We start from the raw sequence: 21051 nt of genomic DNA on the forward strand, positions 1-21051 counted from the left end.
GTCGGTCTTCGACCCGGGTGCCGAAGTGGTACCTCGATCGTTTTCAGTGGTGGAGACATTTATGACGCAAGGCACCGTGAAGTGGTTCAACGCCGAAAAGGGCTTCGGCTTCATCACGCCGGACAACGGCGGTGGCGACGTGTTCGTGCACTACTCCGAAATCCAGGGCAACGGGTTCCGTAGCCTGGAGGAGAACGCGCGCGTGGAGTTCGAGATCGGCCAGGGCCAGAAGGGGCCGCAGGCCACTGCCGTCACGATTCTCTGACGTCACAACGGTTTCTCCGAGGGGTCGGTGCCACGTGCACCGGCCCTTCGGCCGTTCTCGGGGAAGTTCCGGGAAATCCGCCGGGAACCTTGCCGGCGCACCGTTCGTTGACCGAGAAGGTCAAGGCCGGCCCTCCGGGGCCGGACCGCACGAACGGTGTGCGCCCCCGCAACGGCAATGCCGCCCGGGCACACCGTCGAACCGGCCTCGGTCCTGCAGAGTGCAGTGATCGGACCAGCTCGACAGGAGCGTTCCAGCATCGACACCCCTCGCGACACCCTTCCTTCCCCTGCCCCCACCTCATCGAGCACGGCAACCGCCGTCCGTGAACGGCCCGCACCCGAGCCCATGCTCGCCGGGCAGAAGACGGGCACCGAAGCCTTCCTCGTGAAGCTGTTCGCCGTGCTCCCCCTGCTGGCGGTCGTCGCCGCGGTGCCCCTGGCCTGGGGCTGGGGGCTCAGCTGGCTCGACATCGGCCTCGCCGTCGGCTTCTACTACCTCAGCGGCCTCGGCATCACCATCGGCTTCCACCGCTACTTCACCCACGGCTCGTTCCGCGCCCGCCGTGGCCTGCGGATCGCACTCGCCGTGGCGGGCAGCATGGCGATGCAGGGCCCCGTGATCTCGTGGGTCGCCGACCACCGCCGCCACCACGCGTACTCCGACCGCGACGGCGACCCGCACTCCCCGTGGCGCTACGGCACGACGCCCGCCGCGCTGGCCAAGGGTTTCTGGCACGCGCACATGGGCTGGCTGTTCGACCGCGACAAGACCAACTCGCGCCGCTTCGCCCCGGACCTGCTGGACGATCCGGACATCCGCCGCGTCGACAGCCTCTTCCCCGTGCTGACCGCCGTGACGCTGCTGGCGCCGGCCCTGATCGGCGGCCTCGCCACGATGAGCTGGTGGGGCGCACTCACGGCGTTCTTCTGGGCCGGGCTCGTGCGGGTGGCGGCGCTGCACCACGTGACGTGGTCGGTGAACTCGCTGTGCCACATGATCGGTGAGCGCCCCTTCGAGGCGCGGGACCGTTCGGCCAACTTCTGGCCGCTGGCGATCCTGTCGTTCGGCGAGTCGTGGCACAACTCCCACCACGCCGACCCGACCGGCGCCCGCCACGGCGTGGGCCGGGGCCAGCTGGACACCTCGGCTCGGCTCATCTGGCTGTTCGAGAAGCTGAACTGGGCGTCTCAGGTTCGCTGGCCCCGCCGGGAGCGGCTGGCGCGAAAGCTCAAGACCGCCTGACGACGGGACGGACACGTCGTTCCAGCCGAGCCGCCAGCTCGCCCCGATCGGCGGCGGCACGGCTGGGCGGCGTGGTCCACGAGCTGTTGCCGGGGGCCGAGACGACCTCGGCGACGAACCGGCCCACGAGGGCGGGCTCCGGCACGACGTCTCCGCCCAGGCGCGCGACGACGAGGGGCGCCTCGGCCGGCCTCGTCTCCACGGAAAGCGTCCAGCCCTGCCGGGAGTTCCAGAGCAACATCAGGTCACGGCCGGGGTAACGCGGCGAGCGGCGGCTCAGCGCCACATAGGCGGTGACTGTGTCGGCAACCTCGCACGACGTCCCCTCCGCGGAGACGTCCACGGCTTCGGCCACCGCGTGTACGTAGCCGACCAGCGCGCGTCTCAGCACCAGTGGGTCTTCGTGTACGGCTTCGGTTGTCAGACGATCGGGACCGGACAGGAGCATGGGTCTCCCCTCCACCGTCGGCAATTCGGCTCTGGCGGGCGGAAACGGCCTGCGGACCGCGTGCGCGCAATAAGCCACGACAACCGGCGGTGCGGTGTTCGAGGTCGCGCCGAATCGGACATCGGCGGCTCATCCGGCACCGACTCTACCCGGAGTTTCGGTCCACGGGGACCACCTAACCGTTCTGGCCTCCGTTCATTCCGCCCGAACCGTCGCCGGAATCGGCCACTGACGTGGCGATCCACGCCGCGAACAATGCGGCTTGCACATACGGCGCAGCCTCACCCACGGCTCGGCCGACCCGCGAAAAACGCCCGGGGCGCACGGTTTGGCCCGTCTGCTCGGGCCCCTCGGCAGCCACCGGGCGGTCGGTGCGCCACGGTGTCTGCTCGGCCCGTACGCCGGCGAGGAAATCCGCCGTCGGGTCACCGTCGGGGTCGGTCATGTCCCCACCCTCGCACCGCCGCCGGGAAAGCACCACGGCCGCAAGGGAATCGCAAGGAAATCAGAAGCGAACGGGCAATGGCGCGTGCCTTCCGCGCGCTTATTCCAGACAAAGCGAACAGACAATGTGACCGGAACGAGCCCCGCGGAATGGCGAGGCTCGTCCCGGGAATGGCGAAGATCCGTTCAGAACAGAAGGGGCAACAACGCATGCCTGCGCTTCAGCACCGCCCCATATCGGGCATCCAGCCGTAGCCACGAGTCCGTGGCCGTCACGCGGACGACGTCGCCGTCGATCGACGAGTCGAACAGCCCCATACCGGACAAGGCGAACAAACAGCGCAGCTGCACCTTCACCTCGAGCTCGCCGCCGGTGACCGTGAGCACGGCCTGGTCCATCAGCGACGCCGGCGGCGTGCCGTGCGGGCCGACGTTGTCGCGGGCCAGCGTGACGCCGCGGTCGGCCAGGTCGGACACCACGCCGACCGGCAGGTCGTCCACGAGCTGCCAGCGGCCCGGCGCGGGCAGCTCCGCGTGCCAGAGCAGGTCGCGCGCGGGTCCGGGGTCCATGACCTCGCCGCCGGCGACCGTGAGGGCCGCCAGCAGCTCGTTGCCCGACACGGTGATGTCGGCCGGGGTCACGGTCCCCGCCACCGCGCGGGTGGCGAGGACCTCGAACGGCGTGGCCGTCCACGCTTCGACAACGCCGCCGTCGCCGGAAGCGCGGTTGCGCAGCCGCACGGCGGTGTTGCCGTCGAGCCGCACTGCGCGGGCGACGAACGCGCCGAGCGTGTCGCGGTCGCCCGCGTCGGGGATGCGCAGCTCAGGCATCGGCGAACACCTTCTTGAGGAACTCGGTCTCCTCGGGGGAAAGGCGCCGCGGCCGCAGCTTGACGGTGTCGTACGGCGCCAGCACGGTCTCCGCGGTCACCGCCACCGGATCCGACTCCTCGGGCCCGGTGTGCACGACGTAGGCCAGCGTGATGGTGGCCGACTTGACCTCGGTGAGCGTGATCTCCACCCGCACCGACGTCTCGGGCGTGACGACGATCGGCGCGCGGTAGTGCACGCCGAGCTTCACCACGACCACGCCCTTGGGCAGCTCGGTGAGGCCGGCTTTCACCGCGTCGCCGAACAGCACCGGGATCCGCGCCTCCTCCAGGAGCGTCACCATGTTGGCATGGTTGACGTGCCCGTAGACGTCCATGTCCGACCAGCGCGGCCGGACGTGCGAAACGTAGGTCACCGCACCGTGCTCCTGATCTGGCGCGCCGCCACCGACAGCGTCGCGAGGTCGAGGCGCCCGGAGCGGGTGATCTCGTCGAGCGCCACGCGAGCGCGCGACAGCCGCGACGCGTTGGTCTTCTCCCACTGCGAGATCTTCGCGTCGGTTGCCACGTCCAGGTCGCTGTGGCGCAGCGCGTCGAGCGTGATGGCGCGCAGCGAGCCGTAGACGTCGTCGCGCAGCGAGAGCCGCGCGAGGGCGTGCCAGCGGTTGCCGCGTTCGAGCTTGCTGATCTCGGTGAGCATCTTGTCGATGTCCAGGTGGTCCGAGAGCGCGTAGTACAGCTCGGCGGTGTCGGCCGGGCTGTGCAGCGCGTCGAGCCCCACCTGCTGCTCGGCCAGCTCGGCGACCTCGACCACGTCGAGCAGGCCGTAGCTGTGCAGCAGCAGCGCCACGCGGCGGGCGAGGTCGGCGGGCACGCCGTCGGCCACGAGCCTGCCGGCGTGCTCCTCCACGGACTCCAGCTCGCGGCCGCGCAGCAGGTCGCCCAGCTTCGGGCCGAGCTCCCCGACCACGGGGCCGAAGCGGTTGATCTCGGCCAGCGGCGCGAGCGGCTGCGGGCGGTTGGTGAGGAACCAGCGGGCGGCGCGGTCGAGCAGCCGGCGCGTCTCCAGCACCATCGCGTCGGCGACCGCGGTGGGCACCACGTTGTCGAGCGCGTCGATCTCGGCCCACAGCTTCGGCAGGTCGTAGACGTGGGTGACCACGGCGTACGCGCGCACCGCGTCGGTGGCCGTCGCGTTCATCTCCTCCATGAGGCGGAAGACGAACGAGATGCCGCCGCCGTCCACCAGCTCGTTGGTCACGAGCGTGGTGATGATCTGACGGCGCAGCGGGTGCTGCGTGATCGCGTCGGAGAACTGCTCCCGCAGCGGCTTCGGGAAGTACTCGGGCAGCCGGCGCGTGAACACCTCCGAGTCGACCAGCTCACTGGCCAGCAGCTCGTCCTTGAGGTCGAGCTTCACGTGGGCCAGCAGTGTCGCGAGCTCCGGCGACGACAGGCCTTCGCCCGCCTTCTCCAGCGCGCGGAACTCCGAGGACGTCGGCAGGGCTTCCAGCTTGCGGTCGAACGCGCCCTTCGCGACGAGCGACGACACCTGCCGCGCGTGCACCGACACCATCGGACCGGCGTGCGCCCGGCTCACGCCGAGCACCGCGTTCTGCCGGTAGTTGTCGGTCAGCACCAGGTCGGAGACCTCGTCGGTCATCTCCTCCAGCAGCGAATTGCGCCGCGTGTGCTCGAGGTCCCCGGTCGCCACGAGGTGGTCGAGCAGGATCTTGATGTTGACCTCGTGGTCGGAGCAGTCCACCCCGGCCGAGTTGTCGAGCGCGTCGGTGTTGATCTTGCCACCGGAGCGGGCGAACTCGATCCGGCCGAGCTGGGTCAGGCCGAGGTTGCCGCCTTCGCCCACGACCTTCACGCGCAGCTGGTTGCCGTTGACGCGGATCGCGTCGTTGGCCTTGTCGCCCGCGTCGCCGTGGGTCTCGGTCTCCGCCTTGACGTACGTGCCGATGCCGCCGTTCCACAGCAGCTCGACCGGCGCCAGCAGGATCGCCTGGATGAGCTCCATCGGCGGCAGGTGCGTGATGCCCTCGTCGATGCCCAGCGCCTCGCGCACCTGCGGGCTGATCGGGACCGTCTTGGCCGAACGCGGGTAGATGCCGCCGCCCTCGCTGATGAGCGAGCGGTCGTAGTCGTCCCACGAGCTGCGCGGCAGGTCGAACAGCCGGCGCCGCTCGGCGAACGACGACGCGGCGTCCGGGTTCGGGTCGAGGAACACGTGCATGTGGTTGAACGCGGCCACCAGGCGGATGTGCTCGCTCAGCAGCATGCCGTTCCCGAAGACGTCGCCCATCATGTCGCCGATGCCGACGGTGGTGAAGTCCTCGGTCTGGGTGTCCTTGCCCAGCTCGCGGAAGTGGCGTTTCACGCTCTCCCACGCGCCCTTGGCGGTGATGCCCATGGCCTTGTGGTCGTAGCCGACCGAGCCGCCGGAGGCGAAGGCGTCGCCGAGCCAGAAGCCGTACTGGCCCGAGACCTCGTTGGCGATGTCGGAGAACTTCGCGGTGCCCTTGTCGGCCGCGACGACGAGGTAGCTGTCGTCGGCGTCGTGGCGCACCACGCCCGGCGCGGGCACGGTCTTGCCCTCGACGCGGTTGTCCGTCAGGTCGAGCAGGCCCGAGATGAACATGCGGTAGCACGCGATGCCCTCGGTGAGCTGCGCGTCGCGGTCGAGGCTCGCGTCCCCGGTGGGAGCCGGCGGGCGCTTCACGACGAAGCCGCCCTTCGCGCCCACGGGCACGATCACGGCGTTCTTCACCGCCTGCGCCTTGACCAGGCCGAGCACCTCCGTGCGGAAGTCCTCGCGCCGGTCGGACCAGCGCAGGCCGCCGCGCGCGACCTCGCCGAAGCGCAGGTGCACCCCTTCCACGCGCGGCGAGTACACGAAGATCTCGAACTTCGGCAGCGGCTCCGGCAGCTCCGGCACGCCGCTCGGGTCGAGCTTGATCGCGAGGTACGGCCGCGTGGCGCCGTCCGCGCCGGTCACGTGGTAGTTCGTGCGCAGCGTCGCGTTGATCACGGCCATGAGGCGGCGCAGGATGCGGTCCTCGTCGAGGCTCGTGACCTCGTCGATCATCGCGGTGATCTCGCCGACGAGCGAGTCCTCGCGCGTCTTGCGGTCCACATCGGACAGTTGCGGGTCGCAGCGCGTCTCGAACAGGTTCAGCAGCCGCGTGGCCACTTCGGTGTGCTTGAGCACCGTGTTCTGGATGTATTCCTGGGAAAACGGGCTGCGGGCCTGCTGCAGGTAACGCGAGTACGCGCGCAGCACCGCCGCCTGGCGCCAGGTGAGGCCGGCGCGCAGCACGAGGCCGTTGAAGCCGTCGACCTCCGCGTCGCCGCGCCACGCCGCGTGGAACGCGTCCTGGAACCGATCGCGCAGCGCGTCGAGGGCGACGGTGCTGCTCTCGTCGAGGTACTTCGCCGAGATGCGCAGGCCGAAGTCGTAGATCCAGCTGGCGCCGCCGTCTTCGCGAAACAGCTCGTACGGCCGCTCGTCGACGACCTCGACGCCCATCGCCTGCAGCAGCGGCAGGACCTTCGACAGCGTCACGCCTTCGCCGCGCAGGTAGAGCTTGAAGCGGCGCTCGCCCGGCTCGGCGTCGGCGGGCAGGTAGAACGACAGCGCCAGGTCGCCCTCGTCGGCCAGCGTGTCGAGCTTGCGCAGGTCGGCGAGCGCCTCGTCGGCGGTGAAGTCCTCCTTGTAGCCCTCGGGGAACACCGCGGCGAAGCGCTGGCCCTGGTCGACGGCGGACTCCTCGCCCATCACGCCGATCGGCTGGCCGTCGCCCGCGCGCTCGCGCCGCTCGGCGAGGATCGCCTCGACCATGCGGTCGTCCCAGCTGCGCACGACGGTGTTGAGGCGTTCCTGGATCCGCAGCGTGTCGGGCTCGATCCGGTGCGCAGGGTCGGTGTGCACGATGAAGTGCACCTGCGCGAGCACGGTCTCGCCGATGCGCGCGCTGTATTCGAGCTGCGTGCCTTCCAGCTCCTCCAGCAGCACCTTCTGCATCGCCAGCCGCGAACGCGTCGTGTAGCGGTCGCGCGGCAGGTAGACCAGGCAGGAGTAGAAGCGGCCGTACGGATCGCGGCGCAGGAACAGCCGCAGCCGGCGGCGGTCCGACAGCGTGATGGCGCCGGTGGTGGTGGCGTAGAGCGAATCCGTGTCGGCGGAGAACAGGTCGGCGCGCGGCCAGTTCTGCAGCACCTCCAGCATGCGCTGGCCGGAGAACGACTCCATCGGGAAGCCGGCGCGGTGGATGACCTCGCGCACGCGCTTGCACACCACGGGGATGTCGAGCACGTTCTCGTGCAGCGCCGTGGTGGTGAACATGCCGAGGAACCGGTGCTCGCCGGTCACGGTGCCCTCGTCGTCGAACGTCTTCACGCCGACGTAGTACGGGTACACCGGGCGGTGCACGGTCGAGGGGGCGCTGGCCTGCGTGAGCACCAGCAGCGTCGGGGACAGCGCGCTGGCGTAGTCGTCCGGGCCCGCGGTGAGGCTGCGAGCAGCGAGGCTGTCCTGGCGCAGCACACCGAGGCCGGACGCGAGGACCGCGCGCAGGGCCGGCTCGTCGGAGTCGGGGTGCGGGTTCTCGACCAGCTCGTAGCGGCGGTAGCCGAGGAAGGTGAAGTGGCCGTCCGCAAGCCAGCGCAGCAGGCGGGCGCCCTCTTCCACCTGCGAGGGGTCGGGCAGCTTCGGCGGGTGCTGCTCCAGCGACTCCGCCACGGAGCACGCCGTCTGCGCCATCTTGTCGGCGTCCTCGACGACCTCGCGGACGTCACCCAGCACCGAGGCCAGCCGGTTGTCCAGCTCGCGGGCGCGGTTCGGGTCCGTGACGAGGTCGATCTCCAGGTACATCCACGACTCGGCCGCCGACATCGCCGGCGGGTTCGCCGGGTCGGCGTCGGGGTGCAGGCCCGCGAGCTCGCCCGTGACGTCGCGGCTGACCACGACGATCGGGTGGACGATGCGGTGCACCTGCACGCCGTCGCGCGCGAACTCGGCCGCCACGCTGTCGACGAGGTAGGGCATGTCGTCGGTGACCACCTGCACGACGGTGGCCTCACGGGTCCAGCCGTCCTGCGCCGCAGTGGGGTTGAGCAGCCGGACCGCCGGGCGTCCCGGCATGCGCTGCTTGGCCAGCTGCAGGTGCGAGCGCACCGCACCGACGAGCGCCACGGGGTCGTCGCCGACGATCTCCTCGGCCGGGATGTGGCGGTAGTACAGGCGGATCAGGTCACCGATCTCGGGCGCCAACGCCGCCGCGGCGTCGATCAGCTCGTCCCGGAGCTGCTCCGGGCTGGCCGAGCGACGCAACGCGCCGACCTCGGCACCGACATCTGTTCCGGGCGGGGACGAGACTCCCGTCGAGCTCATGTGAGGCAACTCTCCAGTTTCGAGATCGAGACGCGTCCGTCACCACAACGTGGCGGACTCCCCCACACTAATCCGACCCCGCCGGACCCGTGACAAAGACCAGGAGTTGTCCAGACTTACGTTTGCCTTACAGGACGAGGACTTTCGGCGTTGATCGGTTCAGCTACCCGGGAGTCGGGTGATACCCGTTCCGGGGGGAATCCCTTGGCCCCGGGCACGCCCCGCGGTCACCCGGGGTGTCCGGTGGTGCCGGACCGGGTTCGTGATCGGTTCAGTCCGCGCGCGGCCGCACGGAAGCCCGCGGCCAAACCGGAAAAGGTTGCCTTCCGGCACTGCGAGGATTCCCACACCGAAACCGCCCGGACGGGCGACCGCACGGGGGCGGTCCAAGGTGGAGGTGCCCCGAAGCCGGCGTCGGCAAACCCGCTGGAGCTCACCGGTTTCCGGGTACGTCGAAGAGGGCGTTGTCCGCGCTGGGGCTTCGGCGACGGCCTCAGTCGCCGTTGCGCTTGCGCTCTCCCGAAGCGTGCCCGTTGACCGGACGGCGCTTCTTGTCGTCTTCGGAGCCCAGCCGCTTCACCAGCGCGGCGGCGCTCGCCGTTCCCGCCTGGTGCTCGGCCAGCGCGCGGGCCAGCAGCTCGGCCAGCCCGGCGTCCGGCGGCGGCTCGTCCTCGGCGATCGCCCGCGCGTAGCTCTCCGGGAAGGGCTGCGACGTCGGCGTCCACGAGTCGAAGTCCTCGAGCGGATCCAGCGCCGGCGGCATCCGCAGCCGCGGCAGCCACGGGTCCACGGCTTCCTCGGACACCTCTTCGTCCCGCGGCGCCGGTGCCAGGTCCGGCGTCTCGCGCTTCCACGGCGGGTCCGTCACGTCGGAGACGGCCTCGGGCTCCTCCGTGCGCGCGGTTTCCTCGCGCGCACCGGCCTCGTCCGCTCGCCGGCGACCGCCACCGCCGCCCGCGGAGATCCCGAGGCGGTCCAGCACGGAGCGCGCGGCGACAGAACCGTGTTCCGCGTCGTGCCGGGTCTTGCGGCCGCGCGAGATCTCGTCGCGGCGGGCACGTTCCTCGCGGGCCCACTCGTCGCTCTCCCACAGCGGCGCGGCGGGTTCGTCCGCGGGTGCGGGGGCCATCGGCAGCTCGGGCAGGATGTCCGAAAGGTCCGGCAGCGCCAGGCGCGGCAGGTCCTCGGCCACGGCCGGGATCGGCGGGGCCGGCTCTTCGCGGACGACCTCGGCGACGGGCTCCGGCTTCGGAGCCCGCACGGCTCCGGGCTTCTTGAACGGCTTCACCCAGCCCGGCAACGCCGCCGGCGGCTCGGGTGCCGCCCGGCGGCCCGTCTCCGCGGGAGCCTGGCGGGAAGCCGGGTGCGACCCGTTCACGGGCCGCTTGGCCGGCGCTGCGGGCGGCTCGGCGACGCGCGGGCGGTCCGGAGCCTCGGCGCGCGGCGCCGACAGCGTGAAGCGGGCGACCTGGTCGCTCGGTTCGACAGGCGCCACGGGCTCCGGCTCGTCGCGGATCACCGGGATCACCGACGTCCGCTCGGCCTCCGACTCCGCGGCCGCTCGCCCGAACGACCACGTCGGCGTCTTCGACCCGGATTTCTCCGGCTTGCGAACCGGCTTCTCCGGCACCGAACCGGCCGCGCGCACGTACGTCGTCTCCGCCGGAGCGGCCGGCCGCGGCGGTGCTTCCGCACGCGCCGGGGTTTCCGTCCGCGACCGGGTTTCCTTCTGCGGCTGGGCTTCCGGACGCTGAGCCTTCGCCACGGCCGGCTTCGCGGCGACCGGCTTCGCGGCGGCTGGCTTCGCGGCGACCGGTTCCGGAGCAGCCGGCTCGGCGGGGATCGCCCGGATCAGCGCCGTCGTCTCGACGTCGCGCACCGGGGGCTCCACGGCCATCGGCACCGGACGGCCACCCTGCGGCGCCGACCGCGCGATCACGTCGTCGAGGTCCAGCGGCGCCACCGTGCCGGCGCCGAACTCGCCCGCGAGCAGCCCGCACGCCTGGCGGCGAGCACGCGAGTGGACGTGTTCCGCCGCGCGCGAGCGGTGCAGGCACGCGATGGCTTCCTCGGCGCTGCCGAACCGTTCCTCGATCTGCCCCAGCTCCAGCCACAGCCGCGCGGTGATCGCGGACAGCCCGTGGCGGTCCGTGCTCGCCACGGCTTCGCGCACCAGCTCGGACGCGGCGTCGCCGGCACCGGCGGGCAGGTGGATCCGCGTCGCGACGGCCAGCCGCAGCCACGCCGTGGGCGCGACACCCGCCGCGCGCACGGGCTCGTTCAGCATGGGTTCGGCTATGTCGTACGCCATGTCGGTGTCGCCGCGGTCGAGCAGCGTGCTCACGAGCTGCAGCACGAGCCGCACGCGCACGAGCCCGCCGTCATCGGCCGGGTTGTCGAGCTTCTCGAGGAACCCGAGGCCGGTGCGGGCGGCGTCGGCGGCCGCGGTGAGGTCACCGTGGCGGCGCCGGTGGGCCGCGGCTCCGTTGCGCAGCAACGCCCGCACGAGCAGGCGGGTGTCGGCGTCGAGCGACTCGTCGGCGACCACCAGCTTGTCGGCCTCGACGAGCACGCGGTCGAGCTCCGGCTTGCGGCCGAACTGCGCGAGGCAGCCCACCAGGTGGCACAGCGCTTCGGCGCGGTGCACGGCCGAAACCGCCGGCTCCGACAGCACGGGCCGCAGCGCCGCGAGCCCGGTCAACGGTGTGCCGAGGCTGCGCGCGCACAGGGCCAGGTCGATCCGCAGCCGCGCGGCCGTGTCGGTGTACCCGGCGTGCTCCGCGGCCCGCAGGGCGGCGACGGCGCGCCCGACGGTCGACGTGCGACCGCCGAGGCGCACGCGCGCCGCGACCACGAGGCTCTCGGCGCGGATCCACTGCTCGTCCGCGCCCGCGGCCTCGGCGAGCGCGGCCGCGCGCTCGCCGAGCACCAAGGCGAGCTCGGGCGCGCGCAGGTGCAGCGCGTCCGCCCGCTCGATCAGCCGCCCGAGGTCGGAGAGGGTCGCCCCGCCGGCAGCAGCGAGCCGCCCGCCCGCGGGTGCGGGCGAGCTCGACCGGTTGTGCCTGCTGGCTTCCACTCCCGCCCCCGGCGTCAGTCGCGCTTCAGCTTGCGATGGGTGACCCGGTGCGGCCGCGCCGCTTCGGCGCCGAGGCGCTCGATCTTGTTCTTCTCGTAGCCCTCGAAGTTGCCCTCGAACCAGAACCACTTCGCGGGGTCTTCGTCCGTGCCTTCCCAGGCCAGGATGTGCGTGGCGACCCGGTCGAGGAACCACCGGTCGTGGGAGATGACCACGGCGCAACCCGGGAACTGCTCCAGCGCGTTCTCCAGCGACCCCAGCGTTTCCACGTCCAGGTCGTTGGTCGGCTCGTCCAGCAGGATCAGGTTTCCGCCCTGCTTGAGCGTCATCGCCAGGTTCAGCCGGTTGCGCTCACCACCGGAGAGCACACCCGCGGGCTTCTGCTGGTCCGGACCCTTGAAGCCGAACGCGCTCACGTACGCGCGCGAAGGCATTTCGGTCTGCCCGACGTGGATGTAGTCGAGCTTGTCCGACACGACCTCCCACACCGTCTTCTTCGGGTCGATGCCGGCGCGGTTCTGGTCCACATAGGACAGCTTGACCGTCTCGCCGATCTTGACCGTGCCGGCGTCCGGCTCCTCGAGCCCCACGATCGTCTTGAACAGCGTGGTCTTGCCGACGCCGTTGGGGCCGATCACGCCGACGATGCCGTTGCGCGGCAGGTCGAACGACAGGCCGTCGATGAGCACGCGGTCGTCGAAGCCCTTGCGCAGCTTCTCGACCTCGACCACGACACTGCCCAGGCGCGGGCCCGGCGGGATCTGGATCTCCTCGAAGTCGAGCTTGCGGTGCTTGTCGGCCTCCGCCGCCATCTCCTCGTAGCGGTCGAGGCGCGAGCGGGACTTCGTCTGGCGGGCCTTGGCGTTGGACCGCACCCATTCGAGCTCGGTCTTGAGGCGCTTGGCGAGCTTCGCGTCCTTCTTGCCCTGGACCTCGAGGCGCTCGCGCTTCTTCTCCAGGTAGGTGGAGTAGTTGCCCTCGTAGCCGACGACGCGGCCGCGGTCGAGCTCCATGATCCACTCGGCCACGTTGTCCAGGAAGTACCGGTCGTGGGTCACGGCCAGCACGGCGCCGGCGTACTTCGAGAGGAACTGCTCCAGCCACAGCACGCTTTCGGCGTCCAGGTGGTTGGTGGGCTCGTCGAGCAGCAGCAGGTCGGGGGCGGACAGCAACAGCTTGCACAGCGCGACACGACGGCGCTCACCACCGGAGAGGTGGGTCACGGGCTCGTCCGGCGGCGGGCAGCGCAGGGCGTCCATGGCCTGCTCGACCGTGGAGTCGAGCTCCCACGCGTCGGCGTGGTCGAGGTCCTCCTGGAGCTGGCCCATCTCCTCCATGAGCTCGTCGCTGTAGTCGGTCGCCATGAGCTCGGCGATCTCGTTGTAGCGGTCGAGCTTCTGCTTGGTCTCGCCGAGGCCCTCTTCGACGTTCTGGCGGACGGTCTTCGTCTCGTCCAGCTCCGGCTCCTGCATGAGGATGCCGACGGTGGCACCCGGCTGCAGGAACGCCTCGCCGTTGCTGGCCTGCTCGATCCCCGCCATGATCTTGAGAACGGTGGACTTACCGGCACCGTTCGGCCCCACCACGCCGATCTTGGCGCCGGGGTAGAACGCGGTGCTGACGTCGTCGAGGATGACCTTGTCCCCGACGGTCTTGCGCACCTTCTTCATGGTGTAGATGAACTCGGCCATGCCATCGATCGTAGAGTGGCCCGATCCGCGCCCTGACGGCGGTCACCACCGCGCTACCGAGGGTCATGCCCACATCACGCGGACGACATCATCCGCGTGGTCATTCCGCCCGTTTGCCGTCGGCCAGGTTCTTGAGCATCGCGTTGTAGGCGGCCAGCTCTTCGCCGCCGGTGGTCTCCTCGCGGCGGTCCTTGCGCTTGGCTTCGCGCTCGTCGGCGCGCGCCCACTGCACCAGCAGCGCGATCAGCACCAGCAGCACGGGCACCTCGCCCGCGGCCCACGCGATGCCGCCGCCGAGGCGCTGGTCGGTGAGCAGGTCGCCGACCCACGGCAGGCGCAGTGACGTGTAGAACTCCTGGCCGATCACGGCCTGCATGTTCATCAGGATCACGCCGAAGAACGCGTGGAACGGCATGGCGGCGAACATCATCCCGAGCCGCCCGACCGGCGGGATCTTGCGCGGCGCCGGGTCGACGCCGATCACCGGCCAGTAGAAGACGTAGCCGGCGAGCAGGAAGTGGGCGTTCATCGCCAGGTGCGCCCAGTGGTAGTTCAGCGCGGCGTCGAACAGGCCGGAGAAGTACAGCGCGTAGAACGAACCCACGAACAACAGCAGCGCGACGATCGGGTGCGTCAGGAACCGCGACACGGGCGAGTGCACGGCCGCCAGGAGCCACTCCCGCGGCCCCGGAGGCGCGCCGGCACCGGCGGTCGGCAGGGCGCGCAGCGCGAGCGTCACGGGCCCGCCCAGCACCAGCAGCACGGGCACGACCATCGACAGCAGCATGTGCGTGCCCATGTGCACGCTGAACATCGCCGGCGAGTAGCGGCCGATGCCCGACGACGTGGCGATCAGGAGCACCAGGCAGCCGGCGAGCCACGCGACGATCCGGCCCGTGGGCCACGAGTCGCCGCGCTTGCGCAGCCGCCGCACGCCGGCGAGGTAGAGCCCGGCCAGCACGATCGCGGCCGTGCCGTAGATCAGGTCGAAGCGCCAGTCGGTGAGCAGGCGCCAGAAGGTGGGCGCGCCGTCGAGGTTGTAGCCGATCAGCAGTTCGGTGGTGGAGGGCTGCGTGACCGCGTCGGCCGGAGGTGGCGTGCGGGCGAGGCCGGACGCGATTCCGAGCGTCACGAACATGATCAGCACCTCGACGGCCGCCAGCCGCAGCAGCTGGCCGCCGCCCTTGCCGTCGACGAGGTCGCGCACGCCGCGCTGGCGCTGCTGGTGCCCGAAGACGCCGAGCAGCAGCAACGCGACGACCTTGGCGACCACGAGCAGGCCGTAGTCGGTGGTGAACAGGTCGCCGAGGTTGATGCGCACCAGCGCGTTGATCACGCCGGAGATCGCCATCACGACCCAGCAGACCAGGGCCAGCTTGGAGAACCGCCGGGCGGCCAGCGACAGGTGCGCGCCCCGGCGCCAGCCGAGCGCGAGCAGCGCCACGAGGCCGCCGACCCACAGGGCGGCCGCGATCAGGTGGAACAGCAGGCTGTTGGTGGCCATGTCGTGCGAGCCGCCGCTCGCCGAGTGCCCGGTGACGGCGACGGGCACCAGGCCCGCGACCGCCACGAAGAACAGCACCGCCGTCCAGCCCCACGTGAGCACGAGCCGGCAGCCGAGCGCGAGCAGCACCGCGATGAGCGCCGTCCACAGCCACGCCTTGGGCTGCTCGATCGCGTCGACGAGGTCCAGGAGCGTTTGGGGTGAAAGGACTTCCAGGAACGGCTTGCCGGCGCCGTCGGCCGCGGTGAAGGCCACCGACAGCAGCGACGAGGCGAACCACACCCAGGCGGCGATGCCGGCCGCGCGCACGGCGGCGTAGCCCTCGGGCCCGAGCGTGCCGGACTTCTGCGGCGGCACCAGGAACGCGGCCAGCAGCAGCGCGCCGACACAGACCACGGACGCGGCTTCGGCGAGCACCCGGACGACCGTGATGCCGTAGCGCGTGACCAGCCCCGGGTCGGGCAGACCGGTGATCAGGTAGCCGGCGCCGCCGGTGAGCGCCACGAGCCCGACCGCGACGACGGCGGCGAGCACCACGCCCACCGAGAGCAGCGGCAGCACACTGGTCCTGCGTCGCGCTGCCGGTTCGGGTTTCGTCACTGCGTCGGTGCTCACCGTTCGAGATTAGGCCGGTCTCGTTTTCCGCGGCACGGGGGTGCGGCCAGGCATGATGGTTTCGTGCGGATCATCCTGCTGCGTCACGCCGAGTCCCTCGGGAGCGTCGACCAACTCGCGTACACCCGGATCCCGGACCACGCGATCCCGCTGACGGAAAAGGGCCGGGCGGAGGCCGCCGCGACGGGGCCGGAGATCAAGGAACTGCTACGCGGCGAGCGCCCTGCGGTGTACGTGAGCCCCTACCTGCGTACACGCGAGACGCTGCGGCTGCTGAACATCGAGAGCGACTGCGACCGCGTGGTGCAGGAACCGAGGCTGCGCGAGCAGGACTGGGGCAACCTCCAGGACCCTCAGGACCAGGAGGTGCAGCGGCAGCGGCGGCACGAGTTCGGCCACTTCTTCTACCGGCTGCCCTTCGGCGAGTCGGGTGCCGACGTGGACGACCGCGTGGCCGGTTTCCTCGCCGAACTGCTGCACAGTGGCGGAACTCACCCCCGCAGCGTGCTGGTCGTCTCCCACGGCCTCACGCTGCGGTTGCTGTGCCGCCGGCTGTTCGGCTGGAGCGTGGACCTGTTCGAGTCGCTGTCGAACCTGCGCACGTGCGAGTACCGAGTGCTGGAGCACGACGGGGACAAGTGGTCGCTCGACCGGCCGTTCGGGCAGTGGCGCGAGTCACCGGACGGGGAGACCCAGGGCTAGGTCCTCGCGCCGCCGCGCGCGGGCCGCGACGAGGGCAGCCGGCACGATCAGCGCCGCGATGAGGCCGACGACCACGAACGACACGGAGTAGGACGTCGCCTGCGCGATGCCGCCGATCATCGGCGGACCGGCGAGGAAGCCGGAGTAGGCGATGGTGCTGACGAACGCCAGCTCGCGTTCGCCGCCTCCCCCGTCGGCGCGTTTGCCGGCGCTGCCGGCCAGGCTCAGCGCCAGTGGGAACGCCGCGGCGAGTCCGGCGCCGGCCAGCGCGAAGCCGGCGTACGCGAAGGCGGCCGGGGTGAACACGGCGGTGCAGACGAGGCCGATCGCCGCGACGCCCGCGCCGACGGCGAGCGAACGCGTTGCGCCGAAGCGTTCCTGGCTCCACGCGCCGCCGAGCCGGGCCAGCGCCATGGCGAGCGAGAACCCGGAGTAGGCCAGCGCCGCGGCACCTTGGCCGACGCCGTGGACGGTGACCATGAGCAGGGCCGACCAGTCGGAGCTCGCGCCCTCGGCGATCGCCGAGCACAAGGCGACGGCCGCCAGCAGCCACAGGGCGGGCCGGCGGATCGGCGCTTTCCCGCGTTGCGGCGGCGTGGTCTCCTTCGGCGGCCGGTCCCCCGGCACCGCTTTGACCACGACGACGAGCACGACGAGGGCGGTGACGGCGGCCACGGAGAGGTGCCGCGCGGGCGACCAGCCGTGGCCCGCGGCCAGGCCCGCGAGCAGGGAGCCGCCGAGCGCACCGAAGCTGAACCCGGCGTGCAGCGTCGGCATCACGGCGCGGCCGGTGCGACGCTCGACGGCGACGCCCGCGATGTTCATGGCGACGTCGAGGGACCCCACGCCCGCGCCGAGCACGAACAGGGCACCGGCGAGCAACGGCACGTTCGGCGCGAACCCGACGAGGGCGAGCGCGACTGCGGCCACCACGGTGCTGCCCGCGACGGCCGCGCGGGCACCCACGCGTTCGGTGATCCGGCCGGAAACCGGTGCGGCACACAGCATCCCGACGCTCGCACCGAGCAGCGCAAGCCCGAAGACGCCGGGCACGGCGTGCACGTGCGCGGCGATGGCGGGCGTGCGCGGGGCCCACGAACCGAGGGCCGCCCCGTTGAGCGCGAAGACCGCGAACACCGCCGTCCGATCGCGCATCCTCCGCCGCCTCTCTGCCGGGAGTCCTTGGCCCAGAATGACTTAAGCGCTTCAGCAAGGCAAGGCCGCGCTATGCTCCGCCGATGACGAGCACCCGGCGCCGGCGTCCGACGCTGGACGACGTCGCCGAGGCGGTCGGGGTGTCCCGCGCGACCGTCTCGAACGCCTACAACCGGCCTGACCAGCTGTCCGCGCAGCTGCGGGAGCAGGTGCTGCGCGCGGCCAAGGAGCTGGGCTACCCCGGCCCGAACCCGACCGCGCGCAGCCTCGCCACGAGCCGGACGGGCGCGATCGCGTTCCTGCTCGACGCGTCGCTGTCGGCGGCGTTCTCGGACCCGGCCTTGTCGATCACGCTCGATGCGCTCGCGAAGGCCGTGGAGCCGACCGGTCACGCGCTGCTGCTGTTGCCCGGCGGCGAAGCGCACGGCGGGCCGGCGGCCGAGCGCGTGCTGGCGGCGCAGGCCGACATCGCCGTGGCCTACTCACTGGCCGACGGCAGCCCCGCGCTGGAGGCCGTGCACGACCGCGGTTTGCCGCTCGTGGTCATCGACCAGCCCCTGCTGGCCGACACGGCCCGCGTCGGCTGCGACGACCGCGGCGGGGCCGCCCTGGCGACGCGGCACCTGCTGGAGCTGGGGCACCGGCGGTTCGCGATCCTGTCCGCGCCCCGGCTGTCGCCCGACGGCCCCTCCGGCCTGGAGTCCGCGCGGGCGAGCTCGTTCCACGGCACCCGCGAGCGCCTGGCGGGCTACCTGTCGACGCTGTCCGCGGCCGGCGTGACCGACGTCGCCGTGGCCGAGGCGCCGTGGCTGTCGGCGGACACCGCCCGGGCGAGCGCCGCGGAGCTCCTCACCGGCACGCCCCGCCCGACGGCGCTGCTGTGCATGTCCGACCAGCTCGCGCTGGCTGCCGTCGCCGCCGCCCGGCAGCTGGGCCTGCGCGTGCCGGACGACGTCTCCGTGGTCGGCTTCGACGACACCCCGCAGGCCGCCTGGGCGGAGCCGCCGCTCACCACCGTCCGCCAGGATCTCGCCGGCAAGGGCCGCACCGCGGGCGAGCTGATCCTGCACCTGCTGGCCGGCGACAATCCGCCTCCGCCGGTGGAGCTCCCGGTGTCGTTGATCCGCCGAAACAGCACGGCCGCGGTTTAGCAATACCGTTCACCGATCTGTGGACAACTCGCGCCGTTCGAGCGACGGAATACTACTTGTCCACAGACGTAGGAATGCGGGCAGACAAACCCACCCCCACCCGCCATCGTGGAACTCACACATTCCACGGCGGCCCCTCCGGCCGCCACCGAGGGGGGAGTTCCCACGATGTTCCGACGCCTGCTGCCGAAGCTGCCCACGTTCCCCGGCCACTCCGGCCGGCCCACCACGCCGTCCCGCCTGCCCGGCCTGCCGCCGCGCCTGCCCCGCGTACTCCTGCTGGCAACGGCAGGCTTGCTGGCCGGGACGGGGGTGGCTTCTGCTGCGCCTTCCGCGACTCCTGCTGCACCTTCTGCGGCTTCTGCTGTTCCTTCGTCGCAGGCAGCTTTCACTGCGCCTTCTGCCCACGCCTCCGCCACTCCGGACCCGTCCTGCACCGTCGGCGAACTGTGCCTCTGGACCACCGAAAGCTACTCCGGCACCACTCAGCACTACGACCTCCGCACCGCCAATCCCGAAGACTGCATTCCCCTGCCCGAGGGATTCGAGGGGCATTCCTTCGTCAACCGCCTGACCCGCGACGTCACCATCTACCAAAGCGAAGAATGCACGACCGAGGGAGACTTCACCACCTATCCGGGTGGCGGCACTTACGTTCCGCAATCCCCCTTCGTGGTCCGCGCCATCAAAATCTGGAACTGACGCCCCCACCGCACCCCGGGGCGCCAAGCACCCCCGCTTGCCACCCCGGGGTGCCCCACCGCCCCACGCTTGCCACCCGGGTGCGCCCTCATCCGGTCGCCCCCACGCCGAACGCTCCCTGCTCGCTCACCGCCGGTCGCCTCACCCGTGACACAGCCACCCGACTTGCCCACTCCGCAGCGCCCTCACCAACGAGATCTCCCCGGGGGACGACTTCACCGGACTTGCTCGCCTCCGGGCCTTCGCAACCAGCGAACCCACCTCGGGCCAGCCCACCCGACTCGCCCAACGCGGGGCACACCCAACCAACAACCTCACCCCACCGCACCCGTGCCCCACCGGACAGGCACTCCCTGCGGCTTCGCAACCAGCGAGCCCACCCCGGCCAGCTCACCCAACCAGCCACCACAGGGCTCGCCCAACCAACAACCCCACCCCGGCGCACCCATGCGCCCACCGACCTTGATCTCCTCCGGGACTTCGCAACCAGCGAACCCACCCCAGACAACTCACCCAACCAGCCACCACACGGCACTCCGAACCAGCGACCCCACCCCGCTAAGCCCGCACGCCCACCGACCTTGATCTCCTCCGGGACTTCGCAACCAGCGAACCCACCCCAGACAACTCACCCAACCAGCCACCACAGGGCTCGCCCAACCAACAACCCAACCCCGCGGCGCCCGCACGCCCACCAGCCTCGATCTCCTCCGAGGCTTCGCGACCAGCGAACCCGCCCCAGACAGCTCACCCAGCCAGCCGCCGCAGGGCACTTCCAACCAGCGATCTCACCCTGCGGCGCCCTGCCTTGCCCTCGCCGGAGCCGCCGACCCCGGCCACCAAGCCCAGCAGCACGCACACCACCGTGCCGCTGACCTGCCACCACCTCGACCACCCGACCGGGACCGGCTGATCGGTCATCCCGCGGCCCCCACCGCGCCGCCACACCGATCGCCGGCCCCCGGGGCCGTCCCCCGAGCGGCCCCACCCCCGTGGGCGCGCCACCTTCCCCGTGTCCAGCGCGCCCACGGGGCCTTACCCCGGTCCCCACCGCTCTCCCCGCCCACCGCCGGGCCAGATTCGCACCGGCCGTAAAACCGCCCAGCCCAGCGCCACTGTCCCGACCGAAACCCAGCCACCGATGCTCCGACCTCCGCCCGTCTCGTTCCCTGCGCTCCGCCCCGTCCCGAAATAGCACCGCAGCCGGCACCCTCCGCAGCGGCCGCAGTCGATCGCCCTGATCGGTTTCGACCCGCCACGACCGTCGCAGCGCGCCAGCCCGGCGCACCGATCAACCACCATTCATCACGTCTGGCCGAAGTCCCGGCCCCAACCCCACGAGGAGCTCCCCGTGCACCCCGACCCCCGCCCACCGACCTGCCGAAACCACCCCTCTCCCCGCCCGGCCGAGGCCCGCGCCGAGGAGTCGTGGCGATCCCACCCATTCGGGCGGGATGTCGTGGGCGGGCAACGGCCGCGAGCGAGCCCGGAGCGCCCGATGAACCCCTGGTGAACGCGCCGCCGGCGTGTCCCCGTGGCGACGACCAAGATCACCCGCGCGGGGACCGGGCAGGGGCGTGGCATCCGGCGAATCCGGCGAACGAGACCTGAAACGATTCGACGGTGTCGAACGATCGAGAGGATGGCGACGACTAAGCTGCCGGTGCTGGAGATCGGCAACCGTCGTCGACCCGGGCCCTCGTAGCTCAGCTGGATAGAGCAAGAGCCTTCTAATCTCTAGGTCGCAGGTTCGAGTCCTGCCGGGGGCACAAAACCCCTGGTCACGTCAGTGACCAGGGGTTTTTGCATGCCGACGCCCATATCT

14 protein-coding genes and 1 tRNA gene are annotated in these 21051 nt (G+C 71.4%); 6 read left to right on the forward strand and 9 right to left on the reverse strand.

Annotated elements, in window-relative coordinates:
* The first annotated feature begins 61 nt into the window (after positions 1–61).
* Together AB0878_RS40305 and AB0878_RS40310 are read left to right on the forward strand one after the other, a co-directional pair.
* Positions 62–265, forward strand: coding sequence for a cold-shock protein (locus AB0878_RS40305; RefSeq protein WP_366586653.1), 204 nt, complete (start codon positions 62–64; stop codon positions 263–265).
* A gap of 348 nt (positions 266–613) precedes the next feature.
* Positions 614–1510, forward strand: a complete 897-nt coding sequence (locus AB0878_RS40310) for a fatty acid desaturase (protein WP_366586655.1) — start codon at positions 614–616, stop codon at positions 1508–1510.
* Here AB0878_RS40310 and AB0878_RS40315 read toward each other — a convergent pair.
* From AB0878_RS40315 to AB0878_RS40350, 8 genes are all read right to left on the reverse strand, one after another.
* Positions 1497–1901 carry a DUF6292 family protein gene (locus AB0878_RS40315; protein ID WP_366586657.1) on the reverse strand — a complete coding sequence of 135 codons (405 nt, stop codon included), beginning with the start codon at positions 1899–1901 and terminating at the stop codon, positions 1497–1499. The two genes, AB0878_RS40310 and AB0878_RS40315, sit on opposite strands and share 14 nt — an antisense overlap.
* 232 nt (positions 1902–2133) lie before the next feature.
* Positions 2134–2403: a hypothetical protein gene (locus AB0878_RS40320; RefSeq protein WP_366586660.1), complete on the reverse strand. Its 270-nt coding sequence runs from the start codon at positions 2401–2403 to the stop codon at positions 2134–2136.
* A 185-nt stretch (positions 2404–2588) separates the two neighbouring features.
* Positions 2589–3233: a hypothetical protein gene (locus tag AB0878_RS40325; RefSeq protein WP_366586663.1), complete on the reverse strand. Its 645-nt coding sequence runs from the start codon at positions 3231–3233 to the stop codon at positions 2589–2591.
* Positions 3226–3648 (reverse strand): thioesterase family protein, encoded by a 423-nt coding sequence (locus AB0878_RS40330; RefSeq protein WP_366586665.1) that lies wholly within the window; start codon positions 3646–3648, stop codon positions 3226–3228. Before AB0878_RS40330 ends, AB0878_RS40325 begins: the two co-directional genes overlap by 8 nt.
* Positions 3645–8630, reverse strand: coding sequence for an NAD-glutamate dehydrogenase (locus AB0878_RS40335; protein WP_366586667.1), 4986 nt, complete (start codon positions 8628–8630; stop codon positions 3645–3647). The genes AB0878_RS40330 and AB0878_RS40335 overlap by 4 nt, the downstream gene beginning before the upstream one ends.
* Before the next feature lie 493 nt (positions 8631–9123).
* The gene (locus AB0878_RS40340; protein ID WP_366586669.1) at positions 9124–11706 is read right to left on the reverse strand and encodes a hypothetical protein; all 2583 of its coding nucleotides are present in this window, start codon (positions 11704–11706) and stop codon (positions 9124–9126) included.
* A 14-nt stretch (positions 11707–11720) separates the two neighbouring features.
* A complete protein-coding gene (gene ettA, locus AB0878_RS40345; protein ID WP_366586672.1) occupies positions 11721–13397 on the reverse strand; it encodes an energy-dependent translational throttle protein EttA in 1677 nt (558 codons plus the stop codon).
* 100 nt (positions 13398–13497) lie between these two features.
* Positions 13498–15516 carry a cytochrome c oxidase assembly protein gene (locus AB0878_RS40350; RefSeq protein WP_366586674.1) on the reverse strand — a complete coding sequence of 673 codons (2019 nt, stop codon included), beginning with the start codon at positions 15514–15516 and terminating at the stop codon, positions 13498–13500.
* Positions 15517–15579: 63 nt separating this feature from the next.
* On the opposite strand from AB0878_RS40350, the gene AB0878_RS40355 reads away from it, so the two are divergent.
* Complete coding sequence (locus tag AB0878_RS40355; RefSeq protein WP_366586677.1) at positions 15580–16218, forward strand: histidine phosphatase family protein; 639 nt, start codon at positions 15580–15582, stop codon at positions 16216–16218.
* On the opposite strand, the gene AB0878_RS40360 is transcribed toward AB0878_RS40355, so the two are convergent.
* Complete coding sequence (locus AB0878_RS40360; protein ID WP_366586679.1) at positions 16192–17373, reverse strand: MFS transporter; 1182 nt, start codon at positions 17371–17373, stop codon at positions 16192–16194. The two genes, AB0878_RS40355 and AB0878_RS40360, sit on opposite strands and share 27 nt — an antisense overlap.
* 83 nt (positions 17374–17456) lie before the next feature.
* Between AB0878_RS40360 and AB0878_RS40365 the strand changes: the two genes are divergently transcribed.
* The 3 genes from AB0878_RS40365 to AB0878_RS40375 all read left to right on the forward strand — a co-directional run bounded on the left by AB0878_RS40365 (position 17457) and on the right by AB0878_RS40375 (position 20995).
* Positions 17457–18524: a LacI family DNA-binding transcriptional regulator gene (locus AB0878_RS40365; RefSeq protein WP_366586681.1), complete on the forward strand. Its 1068-nt coding sequence runs from the start codon at positions 17457–17459 to the stop codon at positions 18522–18524.
* Between the two features lie 240 nt (positions 18525–18764).
* Positions 18765–19226: a peptidase inhibitor family I36 protein gene (locus AB0878_RS40370; protein ID WP_366586694.1), complete on the forward strand. Its 462-nt coding sequence runs from the start codon at positions 18765–18767 to the stop codon at positions 19224–19226.
* Positions 19227–20921: 1695 nt separating this feature from the next.
* Positions 20922–20995, forward strand: a tRNA-Arg gene (locus tag AB0878_RS40375).
* The last annotated feature ends 56 nt before the right edge of the window (positions 20996–21051 follow it).

Source organism: Amycolatopsis sp. NPDC047767, from assembly GCF_040704195.1.
Lineage (GTDB): Bacteria > Actinomycetota > Actinomycetes > Mycobacteriales > Pseudonocardiaceae > Amycolatopsis.

Coding starts and splice junctions, on each gene's coding strand:
- AB0878_RS40325 (WP_366586663.1), bottom strand. CDS start 3,233: ATGCCTGAGCTGCGCATCCCCGACGCGGGCGACCGCGACACGCTCGGC.
- AB0878_RS40360 (WP_366586679.1), bottom strand. CDS start 17,373: ATGCGCGATCGGACGGCGGTGTTCGCGGTCTTCGCGCTCAACGGGGCG.
- AB0878_RS40335 (WP_366586667.1), bottom strand. CDS start 8,630: ATGAGCTCGACGGGAGTCTCGTCCCCGCCCGGAACAGATGTCGGTGCC.
- ettA (WP_366586672.1), bottom strand. CDS start 13,397: ATGGCCGAGTTCATCTACACCATGAAGAAGGTGCGCAAGACCGTCGGG.
- AB0878_RS40305 (WP_366586653.1), top strand. CDS start 62: ATGACGCAAGGCACCGTGAAGTGGTTCAACGCCGAAAAGGGCTTCGGC.
- AB0878_RS40310 (WP_366586655.1), top strand. CDS start 614: ATGCTCGCCGGGCAGAAGACGGGCACCGAAGCCTTCCTCGTGAAGCTG.
- AB0878_RS40365 (WP_366586681.1), top strand. CDS start 17,457: ATGACGAGCACCCGGCGCCGGCGTCCGACGCTGGACGACGTCGCCGAG.
- AB0878_RS40320 (WP_366586660.1), bottom strand. CDS start 2,403: ATGACCGACCCCGACGGTGACCCGACGGCGGATTTCCTCGCCGGCGTA.